Origin of the sequence: Actinoplanes awajinensis subsp. mycoplanecinus (assembly GCF_001509495.1) — a bacterium.
Classification (GTDB): domain Bacteria; phylum Actinomycetota; class Actinomycetes; order Mycobacteriales; family Micromonosporaceae; genus Actinoplanes; species Actinoplanes palleronii.
Genome location: NZ_LLZH01000122.1, coordinates 40,393 through 65,253, shown reverse-complemented (window position 1 = coordinate 65,253; position 24,861 = coordinate 40,393). Strand labels below are relative to the sequence as shown.

At 70.3% G+C, this 24,861-nt stretch carries 27 protein-coding genes; 13 read left to right on the top strand and 14 right to left on the bottom strand.

Annotated features, from left to right (window positions below; translation table 11 throughout):
• Positions 1 to 171: 171 nt before the first annotated feature.
• Genes ADL15_RS16705 through ADL15_RS16695 form a run of 3 tightly spaced genes read left to right on the top strand, consistent with a single transcriptional unit; the run spans position 172 to position 1,520 of the window.
• Entirely contained in the window at positions 172 to 573 is a 402-nt protein-coding gene (locus ADL15_RS16705; protein ID WP_067691192.1) for a hypothetical protein, read from the top strand.
• A 24-nt stretch (positions 574 to 597) separates the two neighbouring features.
• Positions 598 to 1,023, top strand: a complete 426-nt coding sequence (locus tag ADL15_RS16700; RefSeq protein WP_067691189.1) for a GNAT family N-acetyltransferase — start codon at positions 598 to 600, stop codon at positions 1,021 to 1,023.
• 32 nt (positions 1,024 to 1,055) lie between these two features.
• Positions 1,056 to 1,520 carry a MepB family protein gene (locus ADL15_RS16695; protein WP_067691184.1) on the top strand — a complete coding sequence of 155 codons (465 nt, stop codon included), beginning with the start codon at positions 1,056 to 1,058 and terminating at the stop codon, positions 1,518 to 1,520.
• Here the strand turns inward: ADL15_RS16695 and ADL15_RS16690 are convergent.
• Complete coding sequence (locus ADL15_RS16690) at positions 1,517 to 1,948, bottom strand: DUF6196 family protein (protein WP_067691181.1); 432 nt, start codon at positions 1,946 to 1,948, stop codon at positions 1,517 to 1,519. The genes ADL15_RS16695 and ADL15_RS16690 overlap by 4 nt on opposite strands.
• A 118-nt stretch (positions 1,949 to 2,066) precedes the next feature.
• Between ADL15_RS16690 and ADL15_RS16685 the strand changes: the two genes are divergently transcribed.
• Complete coding sequence (locus ADL15_RS16685; RefSeq protein WP_157441403.1) at positions 2,067 to 2,423, top strand: hypothetical protein; 357 nt, start codon at positions 2,067 to 2,069, stop codon at positions 2,421 to 2,423.
• Here ADL15_RS16685 and ADL15_RS16680 read toward each other — a convergent pair.
• The 5 genes from ADL15_RS16680 to ADL15_RS16660 form a co-directional block, all read right to left on the bottom strand.
• Positions 2,389 to 3,309, bottom strand: a complete 921-nt coding sequence (locus tag ADL15_RS16680) for a CPBP family intramembrane glutamic endopeptidase (RefSeq protein ID WP_067691175.1) — start codon at positions 3,307 to 3,309, stop codon at positions 2,389 to 2,391. The two genes, ADL15_RS16685 and ADL15_RS16680, sit on opposite strands and share 35 nt — an antisense overlap.
• 335 nt (positions 3,310 to 3,644) lie before the next feature.
• Positions 3,645 to 4,571 carry an ABC transporter substrate-binding protein gene (locus tag ADL15_RS16675; protein WP_067691172.1) on the bottom strand — a complete coding sequence of 309 codons (927 nt, stop codon included), beginning with the start codon at positions 4,569 to 4,571 and terminating at the stop codon, positions 3,645 to 3,647.
• Positions 4,572 to 4,590: 19 nt separating this feature from the next.
• Positions 4,591 to 5,277 (bottom strand): ABC transporter permease, encoded by a 687-nt coding sequence (locus tag ADL15_RS16670; RefSeq protein ID WP_067691170.1) that lies wholly within the window; start codon positions 5,275 to 5,277, stop codon positions 4,591 to 4,593.
• A complete protein-coding gene (locus ADL15_RS16665; RefSeq protein ID WP_067691168.1) occupies positions 5,274 to 5,930 on the bottom strand; it encodes an ABC transporter permease in 657 nt (218 codons plus the stop codon). The genes ADL15_RS16670 and ADL15_RS16665 overlap by 4 nt, the downstream gene beginning before the upstream one ends.
• Entirely contained in the window at positions 5,927 to 6,973 is a 1,047-nt protein-coding gene (locus ADL15_RS16660; protein WP_067691165.1) for an ABC transporter ATP-binding protein, read from the bottom strand. Before ADL15_RS16660 ends, ADL15_RS16665 begins: the two co-directional genes overlap by 4 nt.
• A gap of 124 nt (positions 6,974 to 7,097) precedes the next feature.
• Here ADL15_RS16660 and ADL15_RS16655 point away from each other — a divergent pair, with 124 nt between their 5' ends.
• From ADL15_RS16655 to ADL15_RS16630, 6 genes are all read left to right on the top strand, one after another.
• Positions 7,098 to 8,531 carry an aromatic amino acid lyase gene (locus tag ADL15_RS16655; protein WP_067691162.1) on the top strand — a complete coding sequence of 478 codons (1,434 nt, stop codon included), beginning with the start codon at positions 7,098 to 7,100 and terminating at the stop codon, positions 8,529 to 8,531.
• Positions 8,532 to 8,756: 225 nt separating this feature from the next.
• Positions 8,757 to 10,433 carry an ABC transporter substrate-binding protein gene (locus tag ADL15_RS16650; protein WP_067691414.1) on the top strand — a complete coding sequence of 559 codons (1,677 nt, stop codon included), beginning with the start codon at positions 8,757 to 8,759 and terminating at the stop codon, positions 10,431 to 10,433.
• 68 nt (positions 10,434 to 10,501) lie between these two features.
• Positions 10,502 to 11,509, top strand: a complete 1,008-nt coding sequence (locus ADL15_RS16645) for an ABC transporter permease (RefSeq protein ID WP_067691160.1) — start codon at positions 10,502 to 10,504, stop codon at positions 11,507 to 11,509.
• Positions 11,506 to 12,465, top strand: a complete 960-nt coding sequence (locus tag ADL15_RS16640) for an ABC transporter permease (protein ID WP_198170814.1) — start codon at positions 11,506 to 11,508, stop codon at positions 12,463 to 12,465. Before ADL15_RS16645 ends, ADL15_RS16640 begins: the two co-directional genes overlap by 4 nt.
• A gap of 6 nt (positions 12,466 to 12,471) precedes the next feature.
• A complete protein-coding gene (locus ADL15_RS16635; RefSeq protein ID WP_067691157.1) occupies positions 12,472 to 13,455 on the top strand; it encodes an ABC transporter ATP-binding protein in 984 nt (327 codons plus the stop codon).
• Positions 13,452 to 14,552: an ABC transporter ATP-binding protein gene (locus ADL15_RS16630; RefSeq protein ID WP_067691152.1), complete on the top strand. Its 1,101-nt coding sequence runs from the start codon at positions 13,452 to 13,454 to the stop codon at positions 14,550 to 14,552. Before ADL15_RS16635 ends, ADL15_RS16630 begins: the two co-directional genes overlap by 4 nt.
• On the opposite strand, the gene ADL15_RS16625 is transcribed toward ADL15_RS16630, so the two are convergent.
• Entirely contained in the window at positions 14,524 to 15,126 is a 603-nt protein-coding gene (locus ADL15_RS16625) for a DUF998 domain-containing protein (RefSeq protein WP_067691149.1), read from the bottom strand. The two genes, ADL15_RS16630 and ADL15_RS16625, sit on opposite strands and share 29 nt — an antisense overlap.
• A gap of 55 nt (positions 15,127 to 15,181) precedes the next feature.
• Here ADL15_RS16625 and ADL15_RS16620 point away from each other — a divergent pair, with 55 nt between their 5' ends.
• Positions 15,182 to 16,003 (top strand): SDR family NAD(P)-dependent oxidoreductase, encoded by an 822-nt coding sequence (locus ADL15_RS16620; RefSeq protein ID WP_067691146.1) that lies wholly within the window; start codon positions 15,182 to 15,184, stop codon positions 16,001 to 16,003.
• Between the two features lie 1,034 nt (positions 16,004 to 17,037).
• On the opposite strand, the gene ADL15_RS16615 is transcribed toward ADL15_RS16620, so the two are convergent.
• The 5 genes from ADL15_RS16615 to ADL15_RS16600 form a co-directional block, all read right to left on the bottom strand.
• Positions 17,038 to 17,568, bottom strand: coding sequence for an SMI1/KNR4 family protein (locus tag ADL15_RS16615; RefSeq protein ID WP_067691144.1), 531 nt, complete (start codon positions 17,566 to 17,568; stop codon positions 17,038 to 17,040).
• Entirely contained in the window at positions 17,568 to 17,717 is a 150-nt protein-coding gene (locus ADL15_RS52960) for a hypothetical protein (RefSeq protein WP_157441402.1), read from the bottom strand. The genes ADL15_RS16615 and ADL15_RS52960 overlap by 1 nt, the downstream gene beginning before the upstream one ends.
• A 119-nt stretch (positions 17,718 to 17,836) precedes the next feature.
• Complete coding sequence (locus ADL15_RS16610) at positions 17,837 to 18,394, bottom strand: hypothetical protein (protein WP_067691139.1); 558 nt, start codon at positions 18,392 to 18,394, stop codon at positions 17,837 to 17,839.
• 182 nt (positions 18,395 to 18,576) lie between these two features.
• Entirely contained in the window at positions 18,577 to 19,089 is a 513-nt protein-coding gene (locus ADL15_RS16605; protein ID WP_067691137.1) for a cysteine dioxygenase, read from the bottom strand.
• A complete protein-coding gene (locus ADL15_RS16600; protein ID WP_067691135.1) occupies positions 19,086 to 19,982 on the bottom strand; it encodes an amidohydrolase family protein in 897 nt (298 codons plus the stop codon). Before ADL15_RS16600 ends, ADL15_RS16605 begins: the two co-directional genes overlap by 4 nt.
• 132 nt (positions 19,983 to 20,114) lie before the next feature.
• On the opposite strand from ADL15_RS16600, the gene ADL15_RS16595 reads away from it, so the two are divergent.
• Positions 20,115 to 21,122: a LacI family DNA-binding transcriptional regulator gene (locus ADL15_RS16595; RefSeq protein ID WP_067691132.1), complete on the top strand. Its 1,008-nt coding sequence runs from the start codon at positions 20,115 to 20,117 to the stop codon at positions 21,120 to 21,122.
• Between the two features lie 115 nt (positions 21,123 to 21,237).
• Here ADL15_RS16595 and ADL15_RS16590 read toward each other — a convergent pair whose 3' ends face one another.
• Complete coding sequence (locus tag ADL15_RS16590) at positions 21,238 to 22,641, bottom strand: aromatic amino acid lyase (protein ID WP_067691409.1); 1,404 nt, start codon at positions 22,639 to 22,641, stop codon at positions 21,238 to 21,240.
• Between the two features lie 47 nt (positions 22,642 to 22,688).
• A complete protein-coding gene (locus ADL15_RS16585) occupies positions 22,689 to 23,705 on the bottom strand; it encodes an ornithine cyclodeaminase family protein (protein WP_067691131.1) in 1,017 nt (338 codons plus the stop codon).
• Positions 23,706 to 23,807: 102 nt separating this feature from the next.
• Between ADL15_RS16585 and ADL15_RS55360 the strand changes: the two genes are divergently transcribed.
• A complete protein-coding gene (locus ADL15_RS55360; protein ID WP_083971333.1) occupies positions 23,808 to 24,845 on the top strand; it encodes a MurR/RpiR family transcriptional regulator in 1,038 nt (345 codons plus the stop codon).
• Positions 24,846 to 24,861: the final 16 nt, after the last annotated feature.

Here is a 24,861-nt window from a genome sequence, read left to right as displayed (position 1 = left end):
GGGCGGTCCCGGTAGGCGGCAGTCAGCGGCAGGCCACAAAACGCCTGCTCCGCCGCCGCGTCCAGCGCCGCGCGCGCCACGCCCCCGCGGTCCGCTGTCCGCGAACACCGGGCCGGCGCCGGGGAGGGGGTGATGGACTCGGGTTTTCGGCGTGACGAGAGGGACGAGTTCATGAACATGCTGGCACGAGCGGCGACCGCGGCCGTAGGCGTGATCGCCGGCACGGCGTTCGGTGCATGCCCGGCCTCGGCCACCATCGAACCGCCTCGCGATCCGGTCCCCTACCTTCTGGTCGGCGTACACCGGAAACTGTGTGGAGCCCTGTCCTCGCAGCAGATCGACCAGACCGAGATCCTGCTGAGCGTCGCCAACCGCAGCCGCAAACCGGCCATCCTGTATTGGCACAACACGAGCGGGGGCCGGGAATCGGGCCGCCTCATCCCGGCGAACGGCACCGCCAACTACACCACCTACCGGGGGCACGTCTGGGAGGTCGCTTCCGGCGACGGAACGTGCCTTTCGCAATACGTCATCGCGGATGATTCCACCAGGTCCCACATCGGCCTCAGCTGACGGTGCCTGACTAGACTCCGCCAGGTGATCGTGCGGAGGGCAGGTGCGGCGGACGCGGCGGCGCTCGCGGAGCTGCGGGACATCGCACCCGGCGAGCTCGCCGCGTTCACCACCTGGGTCACCGCTCACGCGCAGACCCACCTGCCGTTCGTCGCCGAGATCGACGGCCGGGTGATCGGCGCCGCCTGGCTGCTCGTCGCGGACCGGGTGCCCGGCAACGGCGCGCTGGACCGGCAATACGGCGACATCCAGTCGGTGATGGTCCGCGAGGAGCACCGCAAACAGGGCGTCGGCGCCGCGCTGATGGCCGCGATCCTGGCCGAGGCGCAGGCCCGCCACCTGCTGCACGTCACCGTCCACTCCGGCCGCCGCGCCGTCGACTTCTACCTGCGCACCGGTTTCCGCCACCACCGCCAGATCCTGCTGTGGGAACCGGCCGCTCCCCAGTGACAACATCCGATTTCCAAAAATCACAATCCCTGGTGTACGACCAGATCGGCGTCGCCTGCACCCACCCGGCACCGGAACCGGAGAGCGCGGAGTACTGCGCGCACTCGTTCCTGCTGAACGACCGGCCCGTCCGCTTCCGCGCGGCCAAGACGACACCCACGAAGGCCGGCCAGTTCGTCACGCTGTGGGCCCGGTCGGCGAGCGGCCCGATCCGCCCGCTGGACACCGCCGACGCCGTCGACCTGGTGGTGATCAGCAGCCGGGACGCGGAGCACTTCGGCCACTTCGTCTTCCCGGCCGCGACCCTGGTCGCGCGAGGCATCGTCTCGCGCGACGGCGTGGGCGGCAAACGCGGCTTCCGTGTCTATCCCCCTTGGTCCACCCCGGCGAACCGCCAGGCCACCAGCACCCAGACCTGGCAGCTGGATCACTACTTGCCCGTCGGCGACGGCTCCCGGCTGGACCTCACCCGGGCCCGGAGGCTGTACCGCGTTTAGCCGCCGGTCCGCAGGTCCGCGAGGACCTCGGCGGCTTCGGCGCGCAGCTGGGCCGGGCAGCCCCAGTAGTCGTAGATGCCGCCGCGGTCGCTGTTCTGGCCGCAGATGACGAACACGCCGGTGCCCAGCCGGCGCTTGAACTCGGTGGCCAGCCACCCGACGAACCCGCTGTTGTCCACCCCGGGCGGGAAGTGGAACGAGAAGACGGCGAACCGCTCGCCCTCGCTCGCCCCGGACGGCGCCAGCCAGGACCACCGGTCGTCGTCGCGGACCACGGCCAGCAGCTCGGCCGTCAGCACCGGCGGCCGATCCAGCGGCGCCTCGAAGAACGACCACTCGCCGTCGAACGTGACCAGGTCCGCCGCCGCGACGACCCGGCGCAACCGCCGATCAGTCTCCCCGACCGACTCCTGACTGATACTGACCATCCCCCGACCATGCCCGACCCGACGCTTGACCCGGGAGCGGGCGGTGGGCGGGATTCGCAGTGCCGGCACCGTGCACTGTTCCGGTGCCCGGCCGGCCGCCGCTTGACATGATGCAGGGATGTCACGATCGCGGATGGCGACCGCGCTTCTCGCCTTGCTGGCAGGTGTCGCCGGATGCACGGACCACCCCGCGCCGCGGCAGCCGTCCGCCGCGGGACAGGAATACTGGATGCACGCTGCTTGCACCTCGACGGCACCGGGCACGACGCTGTCCGTCGAGGTGGCCAGCGGCGAACTCGACGCCTCCAGTGAGGCCCTGGTCACCGCCGGTGTTCCCTGCGACGGCGGGGTGACGGTCAACGACATCGGCCCGCTGCCGGCGGAGACGATCGCCGTCTACCTGCGAGGCGACCGGTCCGACATACTCGCCGCCTACGCCGTCATCGCGCCGGTGTCATCCCTGCCGAAGGGTTAGGCGGCGACTGCCGCGAGGTCCGGGAGCGGACGGCGAGGACCACGACCGGAACCAGCATGATCAGCCAACCCTGCCAGCCGCTGAGCCCGGTGAGCCAGCCGTCGATCCGCGGTTCGGCCGCCTTGTCCGCGACCACCACCTGCACGAACCCGAAAACGACGGTGTTGTTGACCGCATGTCCCACCACAGCCGGCCAGATCGACCCGGCGGCCAGGCGTAACCACCCGAGCACCATGCCGAAGAACACGCAGAAGACCGTGAACGGCAGCAGTGACAGCAGCGCGTCCCCGCTCAGCGAGAATCCCGGTCCGGCGAAGAACGGTAGATGCCAGACCCCGCAGATCACGCCGATCAGGACCAGCGCCGGCCAGGTGCCCATCCGGTCACGCAGCCGGTTCAGCAGATAGCCGCGCCAGCCCCACTCCTCGCAGAACGCCAGCGGCAGGATGATCACGAACTGGACCAGGTTGGCGACGAGCGCCTGCCCGATCAGATCCCACGGGACACCGGTCTGGCCGGCGGTCTCCGGGCCGTAGGCGTCGCGCAACGCGGAGAACCCGCCCAGGTCGACCGGGTAGATGCCGGTCACCGCGTTGAGGCCGACGGCCAGCGCCGACATCACCAGGAACAGGACGAAGGCGAGCAGGCAGTACCCGATGGTCCGCCGGCTCGGACGGACCGGAACCAGCGATGTCGCCTCGGCAATCCTTTCCGGACGCCACACATAGCGGGCCGCCATCCAGGTCGCGACCGCGACCGACAGCATCGCCGCGAAGTAGAGGATCCGCACCCCGGTCACCTGCTCGACCACCCACAGTATCCACGGCAGTCCGAACGCGATGCCTAGAAACACCCGGACGTCGGCGCTCTCTCTGGTGGCCCCCATCGGCCAATCATGCCGACCGCCACAGCCGGGCGCTGCCCCTGACGGGGGACGCGGGCGGCGGCGAGGTTCGCGGTCAGCTCGGCGTAGCTCTGGTGGCCCGGCACGACCCGGCCGTCGCGGGGCGCGCCGCCGAGACGATGACAGCGCTGCGGGCTTCACTTCGTACCCCAATCGTCCTTGCACAGCGCCAACGGCGACCTCGACGGGAACGCGGACCCGGACCGGCTCGCGGCCCTGCTCTTGAGGGTCCTGCCCCGGCCTGGAAAAGCAGAACCGGCCGGCGGTGGCTGAGCAGCCACCGCCGGCCGGCGGGGTGGAACGCGATCAGTTGGTGATCAGAGCAGGCCGGCCTCGGTGAGGAAGGCCTTCGCGACCGTGGCGCTGTCCTGCTTGTCCACCTGGACCTTGGCCAGGTAGGTGGTCAGGTTCTCGGTGGTCAGCTTGGCCGAGAGGGCGTTCAGCGCGCCCGACACCGTGGTGTTGTTCGCCGCGGTGCGGATCAGCGGGATGACGTTCTGCGAGGTGTAGAGGTTCTTCGGGTCCTGCAGGACGACCAGCTTGTTGGTCGCGATGCCGGAGTCGGTGGAGAAGATGTTGCCGACGTCGATGTCGCCGTCGACCAGGGCCTTCATGGTGAGCGGGCCACCGGCGTCGAGCGCCTTGAACTCCTTGAACTTCACGCCGTAGACCGACTCGAGGCCCTTGAGGCCCTGGTGGCGCTCCTGGAACTCGGGACCGGCGCCGACCTTCAGCGTCGGCGCGACGGCCTTGAGGTCCTCGATGCTGGCCAGCTTGTACTTGGTGGCCGTCGCCGAGGTGACGGTCAGGGTGTCCTTGTCCTCGGCGGCCGACTGCTCCAGCACCTCGGTGCCGGCGGGCAGGACCTTCTTCAGCGCGGCGAGCACGTCGGTCGGGCTGCTGACGCCCTCGGGCACCCCGCCGGTGGAGAGCGACGCCAGCAGCGCGCCGTTGTACTCCGGCAGCAGGTCGATCGAGCCGTCCTGCAGCGCCTTCAGGTACAGCTCACGGGCGCCGATGTTGAACTGGCGCTTGACCGTGACGCCCTTGGCTTCCAGGGTCTGCGAGTAGATCTCGGCGAGCAGCTCGCTCTCGGCGAAGTTGGCCGAGCCGACCGTGACGGTGCCGGCCGTGGGCTTGGTGGTGTCCTCGGCGAGCGGGTCGCTGTCAGCGCCGCACGCGGCGACGGAGAGGGCGAGGCTGATGCCGGCGATCGCGGCGCCGATGGTACGTATGCGGGACATGTTCGACCTTCCGATGGTTTCAGGTGGTGGCGCGGCGCGAACGGGTCTGGTCCCGTCCGGTCAGGCCGGGTGAGACGATCCAGCGCTGTACGAGCGCGAGGAACAGGTCGAGCAGGACGGCGAGGACGGCGACGACGATGGCGCCGGCCAGGACACGGGAATAGTCGTTGACGGCCAGGCCGTCGATCAGCAGGCGGCCCAGGCCGCTGAGGCCCACCGCGGCCGCCACGGTCGCGGTCGCGACCACCTGCAGGGCCGCGCTGCGGAACCCGCTCATCAGCACGGGCAGGGCCATCGGCACTTCGACCTTGAACAGCACCTGCCAGGGGCGCATTCCCATCCCCCTCGCGGCGTCGATCACACCGCGGTCGAGGGTGCGCATCCCGGCGTACGCCGAGGTCAGGATCGGCGGGATGACCAGCACGGTCAGCGCGATCAGCACCGGGGTGAGCCCGAGCCCGAGCAGGGTGACCATCAGCATCAGCAGGCCCAGGGTGGGCAGCGACCGGCCGGCGTTGCCCGAGTTGATCGCGATGAACGAGCCGCGCCCGGTGTGCCCGATGAACAGCCCGACCGGCAGCGCGATGATCGTGCCGATCAGCAGGGCCAGGGCGACGTACCCGAGGTGGGCGAGGATCAGCTGCGGGATGCCGCCGGTGGCGCTGAGGTCCCAGTGCGCGGCGTCGAAGAGGTAGGAGAGGTTCACGCGGCGCCTCCACCGTGCTGGTGCCGGGTCCACGGGGTGAGTGCCCGCTGGACGAGCACGATGATCAGGTCGGCCAGGCCGGCGAGCAGCACCGACAGGATGATGCCGATGATGATCGGTTCCAGGTAGAACAGCTGGAAGCCGCGGGTGAACAGCTGCCCGAGCCCGCCGACGCCGATCAGGGCACCGACACTGACCAGGCTGATGTTGGAGACGGTGGCGACCCGCAGACCGGCCAGGATCACCGGCAGCGCGACCGGCAGCTCGACGTCGAACAGCCGGCGCAGGCGGCGGTAGCCCATCGCGGTGGCCGACTGGGTGATCACCGGGTCGACCGAGCGCAGGCCGTCGGCGACCGTCCGGGCCAGCAGCGCCACCGTGTAGATCGTCAGCGCCACCACGATGTTGACCGGCGCCAGGATCTTGGTGCCGAGCAGGACCGGCAGGAAGACGAACAGGGCCAGCGACGGGATCGAGTAGAGCACGCCGCAGACGTTCACCAGCGGGTGGTAGAACCAGGGGAAGCGCACCCCGAGGTAGCCGATCGGCAGGGCCACCACCAGGCCGATCAGGATCGGCAGCAGCGCGAGGTAGATGTGCTGCTGCAGCGCGGCGAGCACGACCTCGTGGTTGTTGGTCAGGTATTGGATCATGCGCTGCGCTCCGCCGCCCGCCGGTCTCGCCGGGCGGCCAGGAAGTCGACCAGGTCGTGGTGGCGGACCAGACCCTCCGCCTTGCCGTCCGCCCCGACGCGCACCGCGGCACCGACCGGTGAGGTGATCGCCAGGTCGGTGACCATCCGCAGCGAGTCGCCGGTGGTGAACACCCCGGCGGTCGGCTCGATCGTGCCGCCGTCGCGCCGCCAGCCCAGCGGACGGCCGGCGTCGTCGAGCACCAGCTCCGCCCCGTCGAACGAACCCACCGGCTGGACCGGCAGGTCGGCCGCGGTGTCGAAGGAGAGGCTGCGCAGACCACGGTCGCGGCCCACGAACTCGGCCACGAAGTCGTCGACCGGCTGCTCCAGCAGCTCCTGCGGTGTGCCGAACTGGGCCAGGTGCCCGCCCTGCCGGAAGACCGCGACCATGTCACCGAGCTTGATCGCCTCGTCGATGTCGTGGGTGACCATCGCGATCGTCTTGCCCAGGTCCTGCTGCAGCCGGAGGAACTCGCGGTGCAGGCCCTCGCGGACCACCGGGTCGACCGCGCTGAACGGCTCGTCCATCAGCATCACCGGCGGGTCGGCCGCGAGCGCCCGGGCCACACCCACCCGCTGCTGCTGCCCGCCGGAGAGCTGCGCCGGGTAACGCTTGGCGAACTCGGCGGTCAGCCCGACCCGCTCCAGCAGCTCCATCGCCGCCGACCGGGCCTCGCGGCGGGTCTTGCCGAGCAGCAGCGGCACCGTGGCCACGTTGTCCAGCACGGTCCGGTGCGGAAAGAGCCCGGCGTGCTGGATGACGTAGCCGATGCCGCGGCGCAGCACCGCCTCGTCCTGGCCCGAGACGTCCTTGCCGTCGATCAGGATGCGGCCCGACGTCGGGATGACCATCCGGTTGATCATGCGGAGCGAGGTGGTCTTGCCACAGCCGGACGGACCGACGAGAACCGTCATCTTCCCGGTGGGCAACTCCATCGAGAGGTGGTCCACCGCGGTGCTCCCACCGGGGTAGACCTTGACGACGTCCTCAAATGTGATCATGGCGCTCCTGGCGGTGGCAGACGTTCTCGTGAATACTGGTATTCATACTTGTGGTGTAGTGAATAACAAGTCAACGGCCTGGTAAGAGCCGTTACGTCTCCTTAATACGCCCGCAGGAGGGTACATGCAGGCGGCCACCGGCGTTCCCCTCGACGGGCGGACCTTGACCATCTCCGGTCTGCTCGCGATCGCCTCCGGGCGGGCCGTGGCCGAGGTCGGCCCGGCCGCGCTGCAGCTGGTCGAGGCCCGGCACGCCCGCCTGCACGCCGCCCGGGAGCGCGGCGCGGTCTACGGCGCCAACACCGGTGTCGGCGCGAACCGGCACGAGAAGTCCGACGACGCCGCCGAGCACGGGCTGCGGATGCTGCGCAGCCACTGCGCGGCGGTCGGGCCCGAGGAGGACGACGTCACCGCGCGGGCCGCCATGGCCGTACGCCTCAATCAGATCCTGGCCGGCGGCTCCGGGGTGTCCCGGCGCGTCGCCGAGGCCCTGGCCACCGCGCTGCGCGACGGCGCCGTCCCGAGCCTGCACCCGTGGGGCGCGATCGGCACCGCCGACCTGTCCGCCCTCGCCGAGCTGGGCCTGACCCTGGCCGGCGAACGCCCGTGGCGCTCCGGCAACGGCCCGGTCATCCCGATCGACGGCACCGACGCGCTGCCGATGATCAGCTCGAGCGCGCTCACCGTCGCGACCGCGATCCTCGCCCTGGCCCAGGTGGAGGAGCTGATCCGGGCCTCCGTGGTGGTGGCCGCGCTCTCGTTCCTGGCCCTGCGCGGCAATCCCGAGGCCTACCACCCGGCCGTCCACCAGGCTCGCGCCCACCCCGGCCAGGTCGAGGTGGCCACCCTGCTCAACACGCTGGTGGCCGGGTGCGCGCCGCCGCTACGCATCCAGGACCCGTTCGGCCTGCGGGTGGTGCCGCAGGTCACCGCTCCGGCGATCCACGCGGCCCGGTCCCTGCACGACGTGCTCACCGCCGAACTCAACGCCGCGGTGGAGAACCCGCTGGTCACCGACGACGGCGTCCTGCATCACGGACAGTTCCACACCGCGACCCTAGCCGCCGGTCTCGACGCCGTGCGCAGCGCGTTCCTTCCTGTGCTGTCGCTCTCCTCGGCCCGGGTCGGCCTGCTGATGCGTCCCGACATGACCGGTCTGCGGGCGTTCCTCGCCGACGGCCCGGCCGGCAGTTCCGGCCTGATGATCGGCGAGTACGTGGTCCAGGACGTCCTCACCGAGATCCGCGTCGGCATGCAGCCGATCGCGGCCGGCACCCTGACCATCTCGCTCGGCCTGGAGGAGCACGCCAGCTTCGCCACCCAGGGCGCGCGCTCCCTGCGCCGGATGACCGAGCTCGCGCCGACCCTGCTCGCCGCCGAGCTGGTCGCGGCGGTCCGGGCGCTGCGGATGGCGCCGGGCCGCCTGCCGGACGGCATCGCCCGGGACGCGTTCGACATGGCCGCCAAGAACCTGGTGCCGGGGTTCGACGACCGCCCGCTCGGCACCGACCTGGAGAACGCGGTCGCGGTGCTGCCCGCCATCGCCGCGCTTCTCTGACGGAGCTCCGCGACAGAGCGGACCCCCGCCAAGGAGCGGACCGCCGCGAAAGAGCGGACCGCCCCGTAAAGATCGTCTGCCACGGGAGACTGCCTGCCCCGAAAAATTGAAAGGACACAATCCGATACCAACTCAAGACGTTGATCATCGTGAATGGTTAGGGTCGCGCCAGCGGTGACCAGCGGTCATCGCGTTTGTCCGTACTAATAGGACGGAGTGAACACGATGCGCGCACCAGGAAGGCAGCCGGACCGGCTCCGGGCCCTCATCGCCGCCGGCGTTCTGGCGGTCATGACGATCGGCGCGGCCGGCTGCGCGGAGAGCGACCGGGACAACGGCGCCGACAAGGGCGCCGGCGGCGGCACCTTCATCCTCGCGGGCGCCGGCGACCCGAAGAACTTCGACCCGATCTTCAACGATGACGGTGAGTCGTTCCGGCCGATCCGGCAGATGTACGACACGCTCATCACCCACAAGCCCGGCACCGCCGAGTTGGTCGGTGGCCTCGCCGAGAGCTGGTCCAACGACCCGACCGGCAAGATCTGGACGTTCAAGCTGCGCCAGGGTGTCACGTTCCACGACGGCACCGCGTTCGACGCCGCGGCCGTCTGCGCGAACTTCGACCGCTGGTCCGCCATGAAGGGCGAGGCCGCCCAGTCCCAGATGATCTACTACGCCGACGTCTTCGGCGGGTTCGCCGGCAGCCCGGACGCCGTCTACGACAACTGCAAGGCGCCCGACGCCGGCACCGCGGTCGTGACGATGAAGAAGTACAAGGGCGCGTTCCCGGGCGCGTTCGCGCTCACCGCGTTCTCCATCGCGAGCCCGGCCGCGATGAAGCAGTACGGCGCCGACACCGTGACGCAGAGCGGCGACTCGTTCTCCTACAGCGCGTTCGCGAACGAGCACCCGACCGGCACCGGCGCGTTCACGTTCGGCGGCTGGAACAAGGCGACCGGCGAGCTCACCCTGAACAAGAACCCGAACTACTGGGGTGACAAGGCCAAGGTCGACAAGATGATCATCAAGGTGATCAAGGACGAGAACACCCGGAAGCAGGAGCTGCGCGCCGGCACGGTCCAGGCGATCGACTTCCCGGCGCCGGCCGACCGCAAGGCCCTCGCCGCCGAGGGCTACGAGGTGCTCGAACGGCCCGCCTTCAACATCCTCTACCTGGGCATCAACCAGAAGAACAACCCGAAGCTCAAGGACCTGCGGGTCCGGCAGGCGATCGCGTACGCGCTCAACCGCGCCCAGCTGGTGCAGACCAAGGGCCCGGGCGGCGCCGCGGTGGCCGACCAGTTCCTGCCCAGCACCGTGCTCGGCTACGCGCCGGACGTGCAGAAGTACGAGTACAGCGTCGACAAGGCCAAGCAGCTGCTGGCCGACGCCGGCGCGACCGGTCTCACGCTGAACTTCTACTACCCGACCGAGGTCTCCCGGCCGTACATGCCGAACCCGCAGGAGATCTTCACGGTGCTGGCCAACGACCTGCAGGCGGCCGGTATCAAGGTCAACGGTGTTCCGCGGCCGTGGAACGGCGGCTTCAAGGACGACGTGCAGCAGTTCGGCAAGCAGGACCTGCACATCCTCGGCTGGACCGGCGACTACAACGACCCGGGCAACTTTGTCGGCACGTTCTTCGGCCGGGCCAAGCCCGAGTTCGGCGACCAGTCGATGACCGAGATGTTCTCCGCCATCGCCAAGGCCGACGCGACCGTCGACCAGGCGGCCAAGAAGACCGCGTGGGAGCAGGTCAACCGGGACATGGCCACCAAGTGGCTGCCCGCCGTGCCGATCTGGCACGCCCCGCCGGCCCTGGTCACCACGAAGAACGTCCAGGGTCTGGTGCCGAGCCCGCTCACCGCCGAGACGTTCAACACGGTCTCGATCACCAAGTAAGCGCCGGGTGCCGCCGTGACCCGGCCACCGGGCCACGGCGGCGCGATTCTGACAGGAGTCGCCGTTCCATGGTGAGAATCGTCCTACGCCGCCTGTCCCAGTTGAGCGTCACCCTGATCGCCCTGATGACCCTGGTCTTCTTCTGGCTGCGCAGTCTTCCCGGCGGACCCGTCGACGCGTTGCTGGGCGAACGCGCGACCCCGCAGACCCGCGAGACGCTGACCCGGGCGCTCGGCTACGACAAACCGATCTGGGTCCAGTACGGCCGCTTCGTCGAGAACGTGGTGACCGGCGACTTCGGCAACTCCATCCGTACCGGAGAGCCGGTCACCGCGGTGATCGGCCGGGCCTTCCCGGCGACCGTCGAACTGGCCATCGCGGCGATCATCGTCGCGGTCGGGCTGGGCATCCCGCTGGGCTATCTCGCGGCCCGGTACCGCGGCCGGCTGCTCGACAACGCGACGATCGTCGTCACCCTGATCGGCATCTCGATCCCGATCTTCTTCCTCGGTTACCTGCTCAAGGACTGGCTGACCCAGGACATCCACGTCTTCCCGCCGTCCGGCCGGATCAGCACCGGCGCCGACAACACCGACGTGACCGGCTTCTTCGTGCTGGACGGGCTGCTGACCCGGGAGTTGGACGCCTCCGCCGACGCGCTCTGGCACCTGGTGCTGCCCGCGCTCACACTGGCCACGATCCCGCTGGCGATCATCGTCCGGATCACCCGGGCGAGTGTGCTGGACGTCCTGGACGAGGACTACATCCGGACCGCGGACGCCAAGGGCCTGCGTGACGCCACCATCCGCCGGCGGCACGTGCTGCGCAACGCGCTGCTGCCCGTGGTCACCACCATCGGGCTGCAGACCGGGGCGCTGCTGGCCGGGGCGGTGCTGACCGAGAAGGTCTACAACTGGGGCGGCCTGGGCACGGTGATCACCGACTCGATCAGCGGTAGCCGTGACTATCCGGTGCTGCAGGCGCTGATCCTGCTCGCCGCGGTCGTCTTCATCGTGGTCAACCTGCTGGTCGACCTCTCGTACGCGGTCATCGACCCGAGGGTGCGTGTGCCATGAGCCGAACCGGGGGGATCACGACGCTCAGCGACCACAAGCGCCGCCGCATCGACGAGTTGACCGCGCGGACGTCCACGGCCGCCGGGGTCAGCCTGATCCGCGACGCCGGGCGGCGGCTGCGGCGCGACCCGGCCGCGATCGTCGGCGCGGCCATCATCCTGCTGTTCCTGATCATCGCGATCTTCGCGCCGCTGGTGGCGCCGCACGATCCGGTGCAGCGGTTCCCGGAGCTGACCCGGGACCTGACCGTCGACTCGGTGCCGGGCGCCAGCGCGGGACACCCGCTCGGCAGCGACCCGCTGGGCCGCGACTTCGCCTCCCGGATGATCTACGGCGCCCGGCAGACCCTGTTCGTCGGTGTCCTGGCCACGCTGATCGGCCTGCTGTTCGGGGTGCTGCTCGGCGCGGTCGCCGGCGCGGTCGGCGGCTGGGTGGACGTCGTGATCATGCGGATCACCGACGTGATGCTGGCGCTGCCCAGCCTGCTGCTGGCGATCACCCTGGTCGCCCTGGCCCGGCAGTCGACGCAGTGGACGGTGATCGTCGCCGTCGCGGTGGTGAACGTGCCGATCTTCGCCCGGCTGCTCCGCGGGTCGATGCTGGCGCAACGCGAGAGCGATCACGTGCTCGCGGCCCGCGCGCTCGGCGTGAAGCGGCACGACATCGTGACCCGGCACATGCTGCCGAACTCGCTCACCGCGGTCATCGTGCAGGCCACCCTGACCTTCGCGGTGGCGATCCTGGACGCGGCCGCGCTGTCGTTCCTGGGCCTCGGCGACCCGGACATCAACCGGGCCGAGTGGGGTCTGATGCTGGGTGTGGACGGCGTCCGATACCTCGAGGTGCGCCCGGAGCTGGCCTACTACCCGGCGATCGCGATCGTCCTGGTGGCCCTCGGCTTCACGCTGCTCGGCGAGAGCATGCGGGCGGCACTCGACCCGAAGAACCGGCGGTGATCTGTCATGGCCCTGCTCGACGTTCGTGATCTGTCGGTGGTCTTCCGGCGCAAGGGCGCGGAGCCCTTCACCGCGGTGGACGGTGTCGGCTTCACGGTGGAACCCGGCCAGACCGTCGGGCTGGTCGGCGAGTCCGGCTGCGGCAAGTCGGTGACCAGCCTGGCGATCATGGGGTTGCTGCCGCGGCGCGGCAACCAGGTCACCGGCGAGGTCCGGTTCGAGGACACCGACCTGCTGACACTGCGCCCGCAGGACCTGCGGGACCGGCGCGGCCGGGACATCGGCATGATCTTCCAGGATCCGCTGTCCTCGCTGAACCCGGTGATCCCGCTCGGCCTGCAGGTGGCCGAGGTGCTGGAACGCCACCAGGGCAAGACCCGGCAGGCGGCGCTGCGCCAGGCCGGTGGGCTGCTCGACGCGGTCGGCATCCCGGATCCGGCGCGGCGGCTCAAGGAGTTCCCGCACCAGCTCTCCGGCGGCATGCGGCAGCGGGCGCTGATCGCGATCGCGCTGGCCTGCAAACCGCGGCTGCTGATCGCCGACGAGCCGACCACGGCGCTGGACGTGACCATCCAGGCACAGATCCTCGCCCTGCTCAAGGAGCTGGTCGACCAGTCCGGCACGGCCCTCGTGATGATCACCCATGACCTCGGTGTGGTGGCCGGGCTCTGCGACACGGTGAACGTCCTGTACGCCGGCAAGGTCGTCGAGCGGGCCGGGCGCCACGACCTGTTCGCGGATCCGCGGCATCCGTACACCCACGGGCTGCTGCAGTCCGTACCCCGGCTGGATGTCGATCGCGGCGGGCGCCTGCACCAGATCCGCGGCTCGGTCAGCGACAACATCCCCTGGCCGGAGGGCTGTGCGTTCGCGCCGCGCTGCGATCGGGTGATCGACGACTGCGTCGGTGCGACGGTGCCCCTGGAACCCACCCGCCGCGACGGCGCGCTGCGGTGCACGAACCCCGTACCGCAGGAGGTGCCGGCATGAGCGACGTGCTCGTCGAGATCGACGACCTCAAGGTCCACTTCCCGATCAAGAGCGGACTGCTCTTCGACCGTACGATCGCTCATGTCCTCGCCGTCGACGGCGTGTCACTGAAGATCGCGCGGGGTGAGACCTACGGTCTGGTCGGCGAGTCCGGGTGCGGCAAGTCGACGCTCGGCCGCGGGCTGCTGCGGCTGGTCGAGCCGACCCACGGCCGGATCATCGTGGACGGCACCGACGTGCGCGCGCTCCAGGGCGAGCAGATGCGGCTGTTCCGGCGGCGCATCCAGATGGTGTTCCAGGACCCGATGTCCAGCCTCGATCCCCGGCAGTCGGTGGAGTCCCTGCTCGTCGAGGGTCTCAAGGCGCACGACATGCATCAAGACAAGGCAGCGGTACGACAGCGGCTGCGCTCGACCCTCGACTCGGTCGGCCTGCCCGCGTCGACACTGAACAAGTACCCCCACGAGTTCTCCGGCGGGCAGCGCCAGCGCATCGGCATCGCCCGGGCCCTGATCCTCGGACCGGAACTGATCGTGGCCGACGAGCCGGTGTCCGCGCTGGACGTGTCGATCCAGGCGCAGGTGGTCAACCTGCTCGGCGACCTGCAGGAGTCCCTCGGCCTGACCTACCTGGTGATCGCCCACGACCTGGCGGTGGTGCGGCACATCTCGGACACGATCGGCGTGATGTACCTGGGCGCGCTGGTCGAGGAGGCGGACGGCGACCGGCTGTACCAGCGACCGCTGCACCCGTACACCCGGGCGCTGCTCTCGGCGGTGCCGATCCCCGACCCGTGGACCGAGGACCGGCGCGAGCGGATCCTGCTGGCCGGCGACCTGCCGTCCCCGGTCAACCCACCGAGCGGGTGCCGGTTCCGTACCCGTTGCCCCTGGTCACAGCCCCGCTGCGCCGAGGACCGGCCGGAGCTTCGGGTGTTCGACGACTCCGGACAGCGGGTCGCCTGCCACTTCGCCGAACAGATCCACAGCGGCGAGCTGCGGATGCACGAGGTGCACACCGAACTCGTCCGCCCGGCGCAGGCCGCGGCGCCCGACGTGGGCTCGGGCCTCATCCAGACGCGGAACGACCTGCCCTGACGCCGCTGACCACGGCGGTGCCGACCAGCCAGCTCACCGCGACCACGAGCAGCACCCGTTCCAGCACGGCGCTCGTCGCGCCCCGCCCGGCGAACAGCATCATCAGCCCCAGGGCCGCACCCAGCGGCACGGTCAGCGCCAGAGCGGCCGCCGCGAGCCGCCGCATCGCCGGTCGCGCGCTCGTCCACCAGGTCATCGCCATCGCGGCGGCCAGCACGGCCAGACCCAGGATGCTGACCGCGGTGTGCACGACATCGGCGAGCGTCGTCGTCTCATAGGGCGGCAGCGGGCACCCCGCGCTGCACGACACCACACCGGACGTGCCCGCGAGCACCGCCGCGACCAGCAGCAACACCCCGATCCGCGGCACCTCCCGGCTCAACAGCGCCACACCACACGCCAGCAAGATCAAACCAAAGCGATAACCCATGGCGTACGGCTGGCCGGCCGCCCCGGCCTCGCTCACGTAGCCCCGCCACCACGACCCCGGCCCGGCGACGAGCGCCACCAGCATCACGCTGGCTCCCCCGGCGACCGCGAGCCCAGCCCCCACGGCAAACCGGTTCCGAACCATCCCGCCATCATGATCGCTACCGCCCTGATGATCCAATCAAGCCATGCCTCGAACAGTGGTGGTGACGGGCGCAAGCTCGGGAATCGGCCTGGCCGCGGCGGTGGCCCTGGCCCGCTCCGGCGACGACGTGGTGCTGCTCGGCCGGGATCCGCACCGCCTGACCGACGCGGTGTCCCGGGTCCGCGAGGCCGGCGGCCGCACCCCGGCGTCCTACCGCGCCGACTTCGCGGTCCTGGACGAGGTCCGCACGGCCGGCACCGCCATCGCGGCCGAGCACGAGCACATCCACGTGCTGGCGAACAACGCCGGCCTGCTGACCTCGGTCCGCCACCCCACCGTCGACGGCCACGACCCCACCATGCAGATCAACCACCTGGCCGGTTTCCTGTTCACCCACCTGCTGCTGGACCGCCTGCGGGCCGCCGCCACACCGGAGACCCCGGCCCGGATCGTGACCACGTCCTCGGTCGCGGAGGCGTGGGGCACGCTGGACGTGGATCGCCCGGGCCGCCGCCAGTGGAGTCGCTGGCTGGCCTACGGCGCCAGCAAGCAGGCCAACATCCTGATGACGGTCGAGGCCGCCCGGCGCTGGACCGCCGACGGCATCGTGGCAACGTGCTTCTTCCCCGGCCTGATCCGCAGCGGCTTCGGCAGCAGGAGCCCCGCCTTCAGCCTGGCCCGCTTCACCCCCGGCCTGTTCCGCTCCCCCGACCAGGGCGCCGACACTCTCGTCTGGCTGGCCACCGCCCCCGAGTCCCTGCTCCCCGGCGCGTACGTCGCCAACCGCTCCCCGTTCACAGCAACCACCCGCTCCACTTCCCCGGCCCGGGCCCAGCGCCTATGGCAGTCAAGCCTCGCAGCAACCGGCCAAAACTGAGAAACGCCAGCCACGACCCGACCACCCCCAACGCCCTCACAATGACCCAAACCTGAAATCCCACCGCCCGCACGCAACTGCCGATGAGAGCGCGTCCGGATAGCCATTTGCTCGATTCAGCTCCGGAACCGCGCCAACCCTCGAGCCGCTGCAGTCCCCGAGCGGGTGGATGGCTCGCCACGGGGCGGCCGTGCCTTCCAAATCAAGCATCACTCGCAGGAGGTGGCCTGCGCAAATATATTCCCGGCAAGTCAGCCTGCAAATTGGTGAAGCCAATCAGGATGAGTGCGATGCATTCTCTCACCAGCTGACGTCGCACCTTCGGCGGCATGTCTTGAATTGTGTCATGTGCCCCCTTAAGGCCGCCTCGATTGAGTGCGTCGACGGCGCGGCTTGAATCAACGAAGGATATTGACAAGCCGGTCATGGCAGTCGGTGACCTGCTCGAAAGCATGGCAGCTGCAAGTAAGTATGTCGTCAGAACTGTGTCGTCGGAGAGCTTAAATTCATGTTCCTCGCGGCATGGGGCATCCCAGATTGACGCCGCTATCGCGCGCCACATCAGAGAAGGGTCGACGTCTGTGGAGTACGGACCGATCTCCGATCGCTGGCTCGCTGCGCCAAAATCTAAAGAATTTTGCCAAGCGCCGCTCGGGGGCGCGGGAAATGGATGCTGAGCGTCGCATGGCATTCCAATGAGGTGCTCGCGCATGAGGTTCCTCACTCGGTCTTGGGTGCACGCCTAAGGGAAGACTACGGGGAAGCTGGCCGAACATCCACATTCGTTCATGCGTTTTAGCTGCTCTGGCACAGACCGCGCGCATAACCAGCCGAGTGGCCCGAGGCCCAGATCTTGCTCTCACGCAGCCGAGACCTCAGCGATGGCGATTCGCGCGCTGTTGCGCTGAGCTGTCATGCCGAAGTGAGTGCTCCTGGCGGCAGCGTGCGATGGTTTGGCGACCCCTCGGCGGCGCCGGTACCGGAGTTGAACAATGGACCCGAACCATGCACGGGACCGCGTTCAGGCCGTCCCGTCAGAATCGTTCGTAAGTGTGTGGGAGATCGGAGAAGTACTCATCGAACACGTAATGACGTATGCGCCGGTGCAGGAGATCGTAGATAACTTCCGTCGCAGACTTGTCAAATTCGAGCCAATCATCAATATCTGCATTGACAAACAGTACCGCCGACTCATCCTCCAACCTGCCGGACAGGGCGATCCAGTAGAAGACGTTCTGCTCTGAAAGAGCAAAGGGTATGAGGCGGACGTTCTTGTTGAAATACTTCTCAGGAAGCTCCGTGCGCCCTCGGTCTTTGAGGTACTGCCAGACGGCATCACGCTCTGCAACCAGATTGGCGAGATCCCATCCAGTCAGGCGGCTGTCCGGCTCAAAAAGACACAAGCACTCATCGAACTCACCGGCTCCGCCGAGCCCTGCAAGCAAAGCCTTGTAGTCACTGGGAATGCGTGCACCAATCTCGGCTTCCGCGCGTTCCCACCGCAATTCAGAAGGTGTCGGCGGCGGCGAGATCAGTTCGATGATCTCCTCCGACAGATCACGCATCAAAACCGCCTCTTAAACAGCTCGTTGAAGATGACATCACGGTCCCAATCACACGCGCCGACGACAGCACCGAACGGCGAATCTCCGCCTGCTCCGTCCCCGGCCAGAGTCCCGATAAACACTTCCAGCGCAGCGGCTTCGATCTCCACAGGTCACGAGCCTAAAGGGCGAGTGCGGGAGAGCCAAGGATCCCGACCCGTACTTACATGCCGCGATCCGCGCGGCCGCTGGCGCGGGCTGCGAACTCAGAGACCGGAGCTGAAGGTCATCACCGGATGGGGGTTGGGCTTGCGTTCAGCGCGTGGCGGGCCTCGAGCCATCGGTCGATGAATTCTCTGCCAGTGATCGGTGTCGGCTCGTGCTCGGCCTCGGGAGCAGACTCCGCCTCCTGCGCGACGCCATAGGTTCGCTCGCAGGCGGCGACCGCGGCGGCCCTGCCTGACTCGCGAGCGGCGAGTGTCTCGGACGACGCGGTCGCGGCCAGATAGCGGCCATCTGGTGCGGCCTCGATGTGGCGGCTCACCTCGCCGTTCGGTCCTACCTCGTCCCAGGCGCTCACGTTCTCGAACTGCCGGTGCACATACCGGTATGCCACGCCTACCAGGACCTGCCAGCGGTCGGCACCAGCAGGCTGGGCGTCCCAGCGGGCGATGCCGGTGTGGTCCTCGGCCCAGGCGACCCCGGTTCCCCAGCGTTCGATGTCGGCGCGGCTGTCGCCCTCGTGTTCGACGTCCGTGTCGACAAGGTGGCCGTTGCGGAACAGCCGCAGGATGTCCGGCGCGTGGCGCTCGATCCGGTAGACCACGGGCGGGTCGCTCAACGGCATCACCCAAGCCTATTCGGGACGTGAACACCGGCGGGCCGCCCGCAGCGGCCGGGGCCACAGCGACACCATGACGGGCACGGCGTCCGCGAGGGCGAGGCCGGAACCGCCAAGCCCGTGCCCGGAGCCTGCCACGCGTACCAAAAACGGGGTGACAGTGACCAGCGACGGTCCGGCGGCGATGGTCAGCCGTCGATCGGGCGCAGTTCGTCGGCATAGCTGACCGACATGCGGCGCAGGACGCCGTCGCCGCTGATCGAATACTGGCCCATCCGCCACAGCGGCGGTGAATAGGCGTGCAGCGACACCGAGCCGTCCACCGCGCCGCCCATCCGGTGGATGTGGTCCGGGCCGAAGGCGAACGTCCGGCCCGCCGCGACCACCCGCCCCGACGGATCGCCGCCGATGCGCGGGGTCGCCTCGCTGACCGCGCCCCGGACGACCGCGACCGCGCCCGAGGACACGTCGTGATCGTGCCAGCCGGTGTCGTCCTCGAGGTTCCAGCACAGCACCCAGACGTCGATGTCGCCGTCGCGGTAGAGCGACACATAATGCCGCTTGCCGGTGTCGTGGCGGACCAGCTCCTCCCACAGCTCCGGGCGGGCGGCCAGCTCGGCGACCCAGAGTTGCAGTTCCTCGGGGGTAAGGGCACGGCCGGGAAGGGCGGGAAGCACGCCGGGGCCGGCGACCGTCGTCATCGATTTTCTCCTGTCAACAGGTGGCGGGGGTTCGCCGTGAACATCGCGTGGGTGAAGGCCGCGCCCAGGCCCGGGTCGGTCGGTTCGGCGTACGGGCGGTCCGACCCGTGCACGATCGGGTCGACGCCGACCACCCGGACCAGCGCGTCGATCGCCCGGGTGCCGTACGACGAGGTCTCGTAGTACACGTACGGATCCAGCGGCCCCAGCGCGCCCCCGCGCGCGGCCAGCCGTTCGTGGTGCAGCGGCGCGAGCCCGGCGAGCGCGACGAAGGCGATCCGCAGCCGCGGGTGCTGCTCCCGTCCGGCGATGTGCCAGGCCAGCCACGCCCGGTGCTGCTGGGCCACGTAGGGCACCAGGGCCGGCCACCACGACGGCAGGTCGGGGGCGCAGGCCGGCGCCGGCCCGGGGTGCACCAGCACCGGCTTGTTCGCGTTCTCCGCCTCGGCGAGCAGCGGCCCCATCCGGGTGATGTCGGCCGGCTCGGCCAGCACGGTCGCGGGCAGTTGCAGCCCGGCGACCCGGTCCTCGCCGAGCACCTTGGCCAGCGCCACCGGGTCCGGGTCGGTGACCGGCGCGGCGGCCCAGATCCGGTACGGCTCGGGCAACTCCAGCGCGCTCTCGTGCCAGATCGCGACGAGCTCGGCCGCGTCGTCGCCGGGCAGGTGCTCGATGCCGAGCGGGCTGGAGAGCGAGAGCAGCACCTGCTCCCGGCCCTCGGCGAGCTCACGGTCCCGGCGCAGCCCGACGTCGTGCGCGGCCGGGTCGACCTGGTACGGCGCCTCGCCGGGCAGGTGCAGCGTCCAGTCCCGCAGGTACGGGTACGCGTCCCGGCGGCGCAGCGCCTCGATCAGGCGCGCGGGCCACAGGTGCTGATGGCAGTCGATGAGCACCGGTGGCCTCCGATCCGTTCCCGTCCCGCGGAAGTGAAGCGCTTCACTCCACCGCTAAGTGAAGCGCTTCACACGCCGTAGCGCAAGGTGATCTCAGCGACCGGTATCTCCACGCGGTGTTACCCTCGGTCGATGCAACGAGGCCCGACGCCACGAGGGCAGTCCCGGCGCACCCTGCAGGACCTCGCGACCGCCGCCGGCCTCTCGCTCGCCGCCACCTCGTATGCGCTGCGCGGCGTCCGCGGCTCCCCCGCCACCATCGACCGGGTGCGGGCCCTCGCCACCGAGCTGGGCTACACGGTCGACCCGATCGCCCGGGCGCTGGCCAGCGGACGAACCGGCTCGGTCGGCGTCAGCGGCTCGCTGCGCGACCTGTGGCAGCAGGACCTCTCGGTGATGCTGACCCGCGCGCTGCGGCACCGCGGGCGCTACGCGACGATCGCCGACGCCGACGCCGACCCGGAGCAGGAACGCCTGATCGTCGAGCAGTTCGCCGCGCAGCGGGTGGACGGCGCGCTGGTCTCCCCGGTCGACCCGGCCGCCGACTACTGGCGGCTGCTCGGCCCGGAGGTCGCGGTCGTCTCGATCGGCGACGCCCTGATCGCCCGGCCCGGCTCCGGCAGCGTGCTGTTCGACAACGCCTATGGCGTGCACACCGCGCTGGCCCACCTGACCGCTTTGGGTCACCAGCGGATCGGGCTGCTCGCTCCGTCGCTGCCCACCACGCCGGGCCGCCCGGCCGAGGTCCTCGCCGGTGAGGTCGCCGCCGGTCTGGGCATCGAGCTGTCCGTGGTCGCCGCGCCGGCCGCCACCACCGACGCCGTCACCGTGGTGGCCGCGATGCTGGCCGGCTCCGACCGCCCGACCGCGGTCTTCTGCCTGACCGATTCGCTCGCGTTCGCGGTCTACCGGGCCGCCCGCGAGGCCGGCCTGCGCATCCCGGCCGACCTGTCGGTGGTCGGCTATGACGATCATCAGCTGGCCGCGCTCGTCGACCCGGGCCTGACCACGATGGCCTGGGACGAGGACGCCATCGTCGAGGCCGCGGTCGCCCAGCTCGACAAGCCGGCCGACGCCCCGATGTTCCGCCCGGAACTGATCGTCCGCAGCTCGACAAGCCCGCGCACCGAAGCCCGCTGACCCACCGCGCGAAGCGAAACCAGCCCGCTCACTCACCGACCGCGGTTGGTCCAGACCGATCAAAACCAGCCAACCCTTACGGTACGACGATCAGCCGCCCCGACCGTCAAGATCCCTAGCTGACCGAACTCGCCCACCCCGCCCGCAGCAGCTCGACGAGCACGTCCAGATCCCGCCCGAACGGCCGGTCCGCAGTGCCACCGGGCAGCACACCGGCCGGCAGGATCGGGGCGACCGCACCGGACAACAGTCCCGCCTGGTGCACCGCCAGCAGCTCACAGGCCAGCACGTCCCGCAGCCCGTCCACCGTCTCACCCAGGCACTCCGCGGCCTCGAACCCGAAGCTCTGCACGTCCTCCTGACCCCCGGACGTCTCCATCGCCCCGATCAGCGCCGGCATCGCGAACCGCCGCATCCGATGCGCCACCCCGGCCGCCCGCTTGTGCACCGCCACCATCCCGGCGTGCACCCCGGGCGCGTCGGAGAGCTGTTTCGGCAGGCCGGTGACCGCCGGGTCGAGCAGCCGGTGCAGCCGGGCCGCGCCGATCTCGGCCAGGTGGGTGAGCGCGGTGGTCAGCGCTGCGCAGGCCGCGGCCAGGTCGGTGCCGGCGAAGCCCGCGGTGCCGTAGAACCGGCCGTCCAGGTGCGCGGGCGAGTCGGTCACGCCGGTCAGCGCCCGCTCGACGGCCGCCTCCAGTGCCGCGACGGCCCGCACCACCACGGCCAGGGCCGGCCCGGTCACCCGGAACGACACCGGTGCCTGCAGCGCGCGGGCCGGTCCGTCGCCGCGCGCGGCCAGCAGGGCGGCGTTGACCGTACCCAAATCGTCGTCACCGAAAGCCAACTGCGGCCGCAACGGATCAGCGCTCGCCCCGACCACCGCCTGGGCCGCACCGGCCACCGCGACGACCTGGCCGACCAGCACCCGGACCTCGTCCGTGGCGAGCAGCGCGAGCCCGGTCAGGCCGGGCACACCCTCCAGGAACGCGACACCCTCCTTCGCCCCGAACGACCCCGGACGCAGCCCGGCCGCGGCCAGCACCGGCCCGGCATCGACCGCGCTCCCGGCGGCGTCGAGCACCTGACCGGTTCCGATCAGCACAGCACCGGCGTGCGCGAGCGGGATGATCTCGCCGGCCGCGCCACCGCCGCGCGCCGGGATGGCCGGCACCACGTCGGCGTTCAGCAGGTCGGCGAGCCGCACGCACAGCTCCGGCGAGACGCCTGCGGCCGGGTGCAGCAAGGTCCGCAGCCGCACCGCGAGCACCGCGCGGGCCTGCTCACGCCGCAGCCACGGCGCCGACCCGACCGCCCGGCCGGCCATCAGGGTGTCCTGGTGCCGCGCGCGGGACTCCGCGTCGAGGCGGATCCCGGCGAGCGCGCCCATCCCGGTGTTGACCCCGTAGACCGCGTGGTCGCCATCGAGCGCCGTCAACACCGACGCCCGGTTGGCGGCGACGTGCGCGAGCAGCGCGGGTTCCAGCACGACGCGGGTCGCGGTGCGAGCGACAAGGCCCATTTTCGTACGATCGAAGTCCGCCGCCGAACGCACCCGCAGCACGCCGGTCATCGGTACCGGAGCATGGTTCCGGTGTCGGCCGCCTCGGCTCTGGTCAGGATGAGGTGGGCCAGGGCCACGTCGAGGATCGACAGTCCGCGGTGCCAGAACAGGATCCGCTCGTCGGGGCGCTCGCGGCCGGGCTTGGCGCCACTGACGATCTCGCCGATCTGGGCGTAGAGCGACTGCTCGGTCAGCCGGCCGGTGTCGACGTGCGCGCGCAGGGCGCCGAACCGGCCGGACCGCGACTCGCGCCAGTCGTCGACGACCACCTTGTCCATCACGTCGAGCAGGTCCAGTTCGACGGCGCTGACCGTGCCGTAGGGGACCACGAACGCTCCGGGTTTGACCGCCGCGGTGCGCAGCAGCGGGGTCGGCTGTTCCAACCGGGACGCCTCGACCAGGATGTCGGCGTCCGCATACGCCTCGTCCGCGGTGGCGACGGCGCGGACCGGAGTGTCGGTGACCGTGCGCAACCGCTCGGCGAACGCCTCCCGCGACTCCGGCCGGCGGCTGGTCACCCGGATCTCCTCGAGCGGGAAGAGCCGGTCGAGCATGGTGACGTTGGCGAACGCGGTGCCCCGGGCGCCGACGTGCCCGAGGATCTTCGAGTCCGGGCGGGCCAGGTGCTTCGCGCCGACCGCGGTCATCGCACCGGTACGCACCTCGGTGATCAGGGTGGCATCCATGATCGCCAGCGGGACGCCGGTGGCCGGGTCGAACAGGGTCATCATGGCCAGCTCGCTCGGCAGGCCCTGCAGGTAGTTCGGGACGAAGTCGCCGACCACCTTCACCCCGCTGAGGCCGTGGTCACCCAGCGTGGAGACGTGCCCGCGAAGGATGTTGAAGTGCCCGGCGCCGCCGTTGTCCGGCACCAGGTGGGTCCGTGGCTCGAAGACCGTCCGGCCCCGGCCGTGCGCGTCGACGACCCCTTCGACCGCGGCGATCACCTCGTCCGTGCCGATGTTCAGCTCGTCGATGTCGAAGCCGGAAAGGAACCGCAGCCAGATCGCCCGTTCGGTCATCAGCCCATCACACCTTCGCCCGGCCCGCCTGAATCGTCGAATGCACCATATCTCCCGTGTGTTTTAGAGTATTCACGGAGAGCAGCGCGACGAAGGGCATCGATGGAACACGACGGGGCCGTGGATTGGCTGCTGAATCTGGCGCAGGCGCACCGGCTCTCGCCCGCGCAACGACAGATCGTCCGGCGGATGCTGGGCATGTTCCCGGACGTCGCGTTCCTGTCGACCATCGAGATCGCCGAGCGCACCGGGGTCAGCCAGCCGACCGTCACCCGGCTCGCGACGGCGCTGGGTTTCGCCGGTTTCCCGGAGTTCCGAGCCGCCCTCCGCGACGCCGTCCTGGCCCGCATCCCGGAGCAGCGCGGCGCCGGCACCGGCACTGACCAGCCCGGCGGCGGCGACCAGCAGGACCTCGAGCAGCCCGGCGGCAACCAGCAGCGCTTCGACCGCCCCAGCGGCGACCACCGCGGCCCCGAGCGGCCCGGCAGCGACCAGCAGGGCCTCGGCCAGCGCGGCGGCGACCGGCAGGGTGTCAGCCAGCACGGTGTCGGGCGGCACGGCCTCGGGCAGCGCGCGGACCTCGGCGGCGCCGCGATCGAGCAGGAACGCGCGAACCTCGCGCGCCTTCATCGGGTGGTCTCCGGAGACCTGATGAGCCGGGCCGTGCACCTGCTCGCCGGCACCACCCCGCTCGGCGTCGTCGGCCTGCGCGCCTCGGCCGCCCTGGCCCAATATTTCGGATATTTCGCCCGCCGGGTGCTGCCCGCGGTCAGCGTCTGCACCGACGCCGGCGAGGTCGACGACGCCGTGCTGCAACTGAGCCAGCAGGGCGCGACCGCGCTGCTGGTCTTCGCCATGCCGCGCTACCCGGCCGGCACAGTCGCCGCCGTCCGGCTGGCCCGCAGCCTCGGCCTGGCCACCGTGGTGATCGCCGACACCGCGCTGGTCCCGTTCGCCGACGACGCCGACGTGCTGCTGGTCGCCCCGGTCGGCACCGGCCTGGTCTTCGACTCACACGCCGCCGTGGTCACCCTGGCAATCAGCCTCTTGGACGCCATCACCAAAACCGACCCGCAGCGAACCCAGCAACGCCTGGAAGCCCACGAGTCCCTGGTCCCCCGCTGGTCCCACGACACCTGACCCGCCGCCACCGGGC

Coding starts and splice junctions, on each gene's coding strand:
- ADL15_RS16705 (WP_067691192.1), top strand. CDS start 172: ATGAACATGCTGGCACGAGCGGCGACCGCGGCCGTAGGCGTGATCGCC.
- ADL15_RS16690 (WP_067691181.1), bottom strand. CDS start 1,948: ATGGTCAGTATCAGTCAGGAGTCGGTCGGGGAGACTGATCGGCGGTTG.
- ADL15_RS16685 (WP_157441403.1), top strand. CDS start 2,067: ATGTCACGATCGCGGATGGCGACCGCGCTTCTCGCCTTGCTGGCAGGT.
- ADL15_RS16680 (WP_067691175.1), bottom strand. CDS start 3,309: ATGGGGGCCACCAGAGAGAGCGCCGACGTCCGGGTGTTTCTAGGCATC.
- ADL15_RS16675 (WP_067691172.1), bottom strand. CDS start 4,571: ATGTCCCGCATACGTACCATCGGCGCCGCGATCGCCGGCATCAGCCTC.
- ADL15_RS16665 (WP_067691168.1), bottom strand. CDS start 5,930: ATGATCCAATACCTGACCAACAACCACGAGGTCGTGCTCGCCGCGCTG.
- ADL15_RS16660 (WP_067691165.1), bottom strand. CDS start 6,973: ATGATCACATTTGAGGACGTCGTCAAGGTCTACCCCGGTGGGAGCACC.
- ADL15_RS16655 (WP_067691162.1), top strand. CDS start 7,098: ATGCAGGCGGCCACCGGCGTTCCCCTCGACGGGCGGACCTTGACCATC.
- ADL15_RS16650 (WP_067691414.1), top strand. CDS start 8,757: ATGCGCGCACCAGGAAGGCAGCCGGACCGGCTCCGGGCCCTCATCGCC.
- ADL15_RS16645 (WP_067691160.1), top strand. CDS start 10,502: ATGGTGAGAATCGTCCTACGCCGCCTGTCCCAGTTGAGCGTCACCCTG.
- ADL15_RS16640 (WP_198170814.1), top strand. CDS start 11,506: ATGAGCCGAACCGGGGGGATCACGACGCTCAGCGACCACAAGCGCCGC.
- ADL15_RS16635 (WP_067691157.1), top strand. CDS start 12,472: ATGGCCCTGCTCGACGTTCGTGATCTGTCGGTGGTCTTCCGGCGCAAG.
- ADL15_RS16630 (WP_067691152.1), top strand. CDS start 13,452: ATGAGCGACGTGCTCGTCGAGATCGACGACCTCAAGGTCCACTTCCCG.
- ADL15_RS16625 (WP_067691149.1), bottom strand. CDS start 15,126: ATGGTTCGGAACCGGTTTGCCGTGGGGGCTGGGCTCGCGGTCGCCGGG.
- ADL15_RS16615 (WP_067691144.1), bottom strand. CDS start 17,568: ATGCGTGATCTGTCGGAGGAGATCATCGAACTGATCTCGCCGCCGCCG.
- ADL15_RS16610 (WP_067691139.1), bottom strand. CDS start 18,394: ATGCCGTTGAGCGACCCGCCCGTGGTCTACCGGATCGAGCGCCACGCG.
- ADL15_RS16605 (WP_067691137.1), bottom strand. CDS start 19,089: ATGACGACGGTCGCCGGCCCCGGCGTGCTTCCCGCCCTTCCCGGCCGT.
- ADL15_RS16595 (WP_067691132.1), top strand. CDS start 20,115: ATGCAACGAGGCCCGACGCCACGAGGGCAGTCCCGGCGCACCCTGCAG.
- ADL15_RS16590 (WP_067691409.1), bottom strand. CDS start 22,641: ATGGGCCTTGTCGCTCGCACCGCGACCCGCGTCGTGCTGGAACCCGCG.
- ADL15_RS16585 (WP_067691131.1), bottom strand. CDS start 23,705: ATGACCGAACGGGCGATCTGGCTGCGGTTCCTTTCCGGCTTCGACATC.
- ADL15_RS55360 (WP_083971333.1), top strand. CDS start 23,808: ATGGAACACGACGGGGCCGTGGATTGGCTGCTGAATCTGGCGCAGGCG.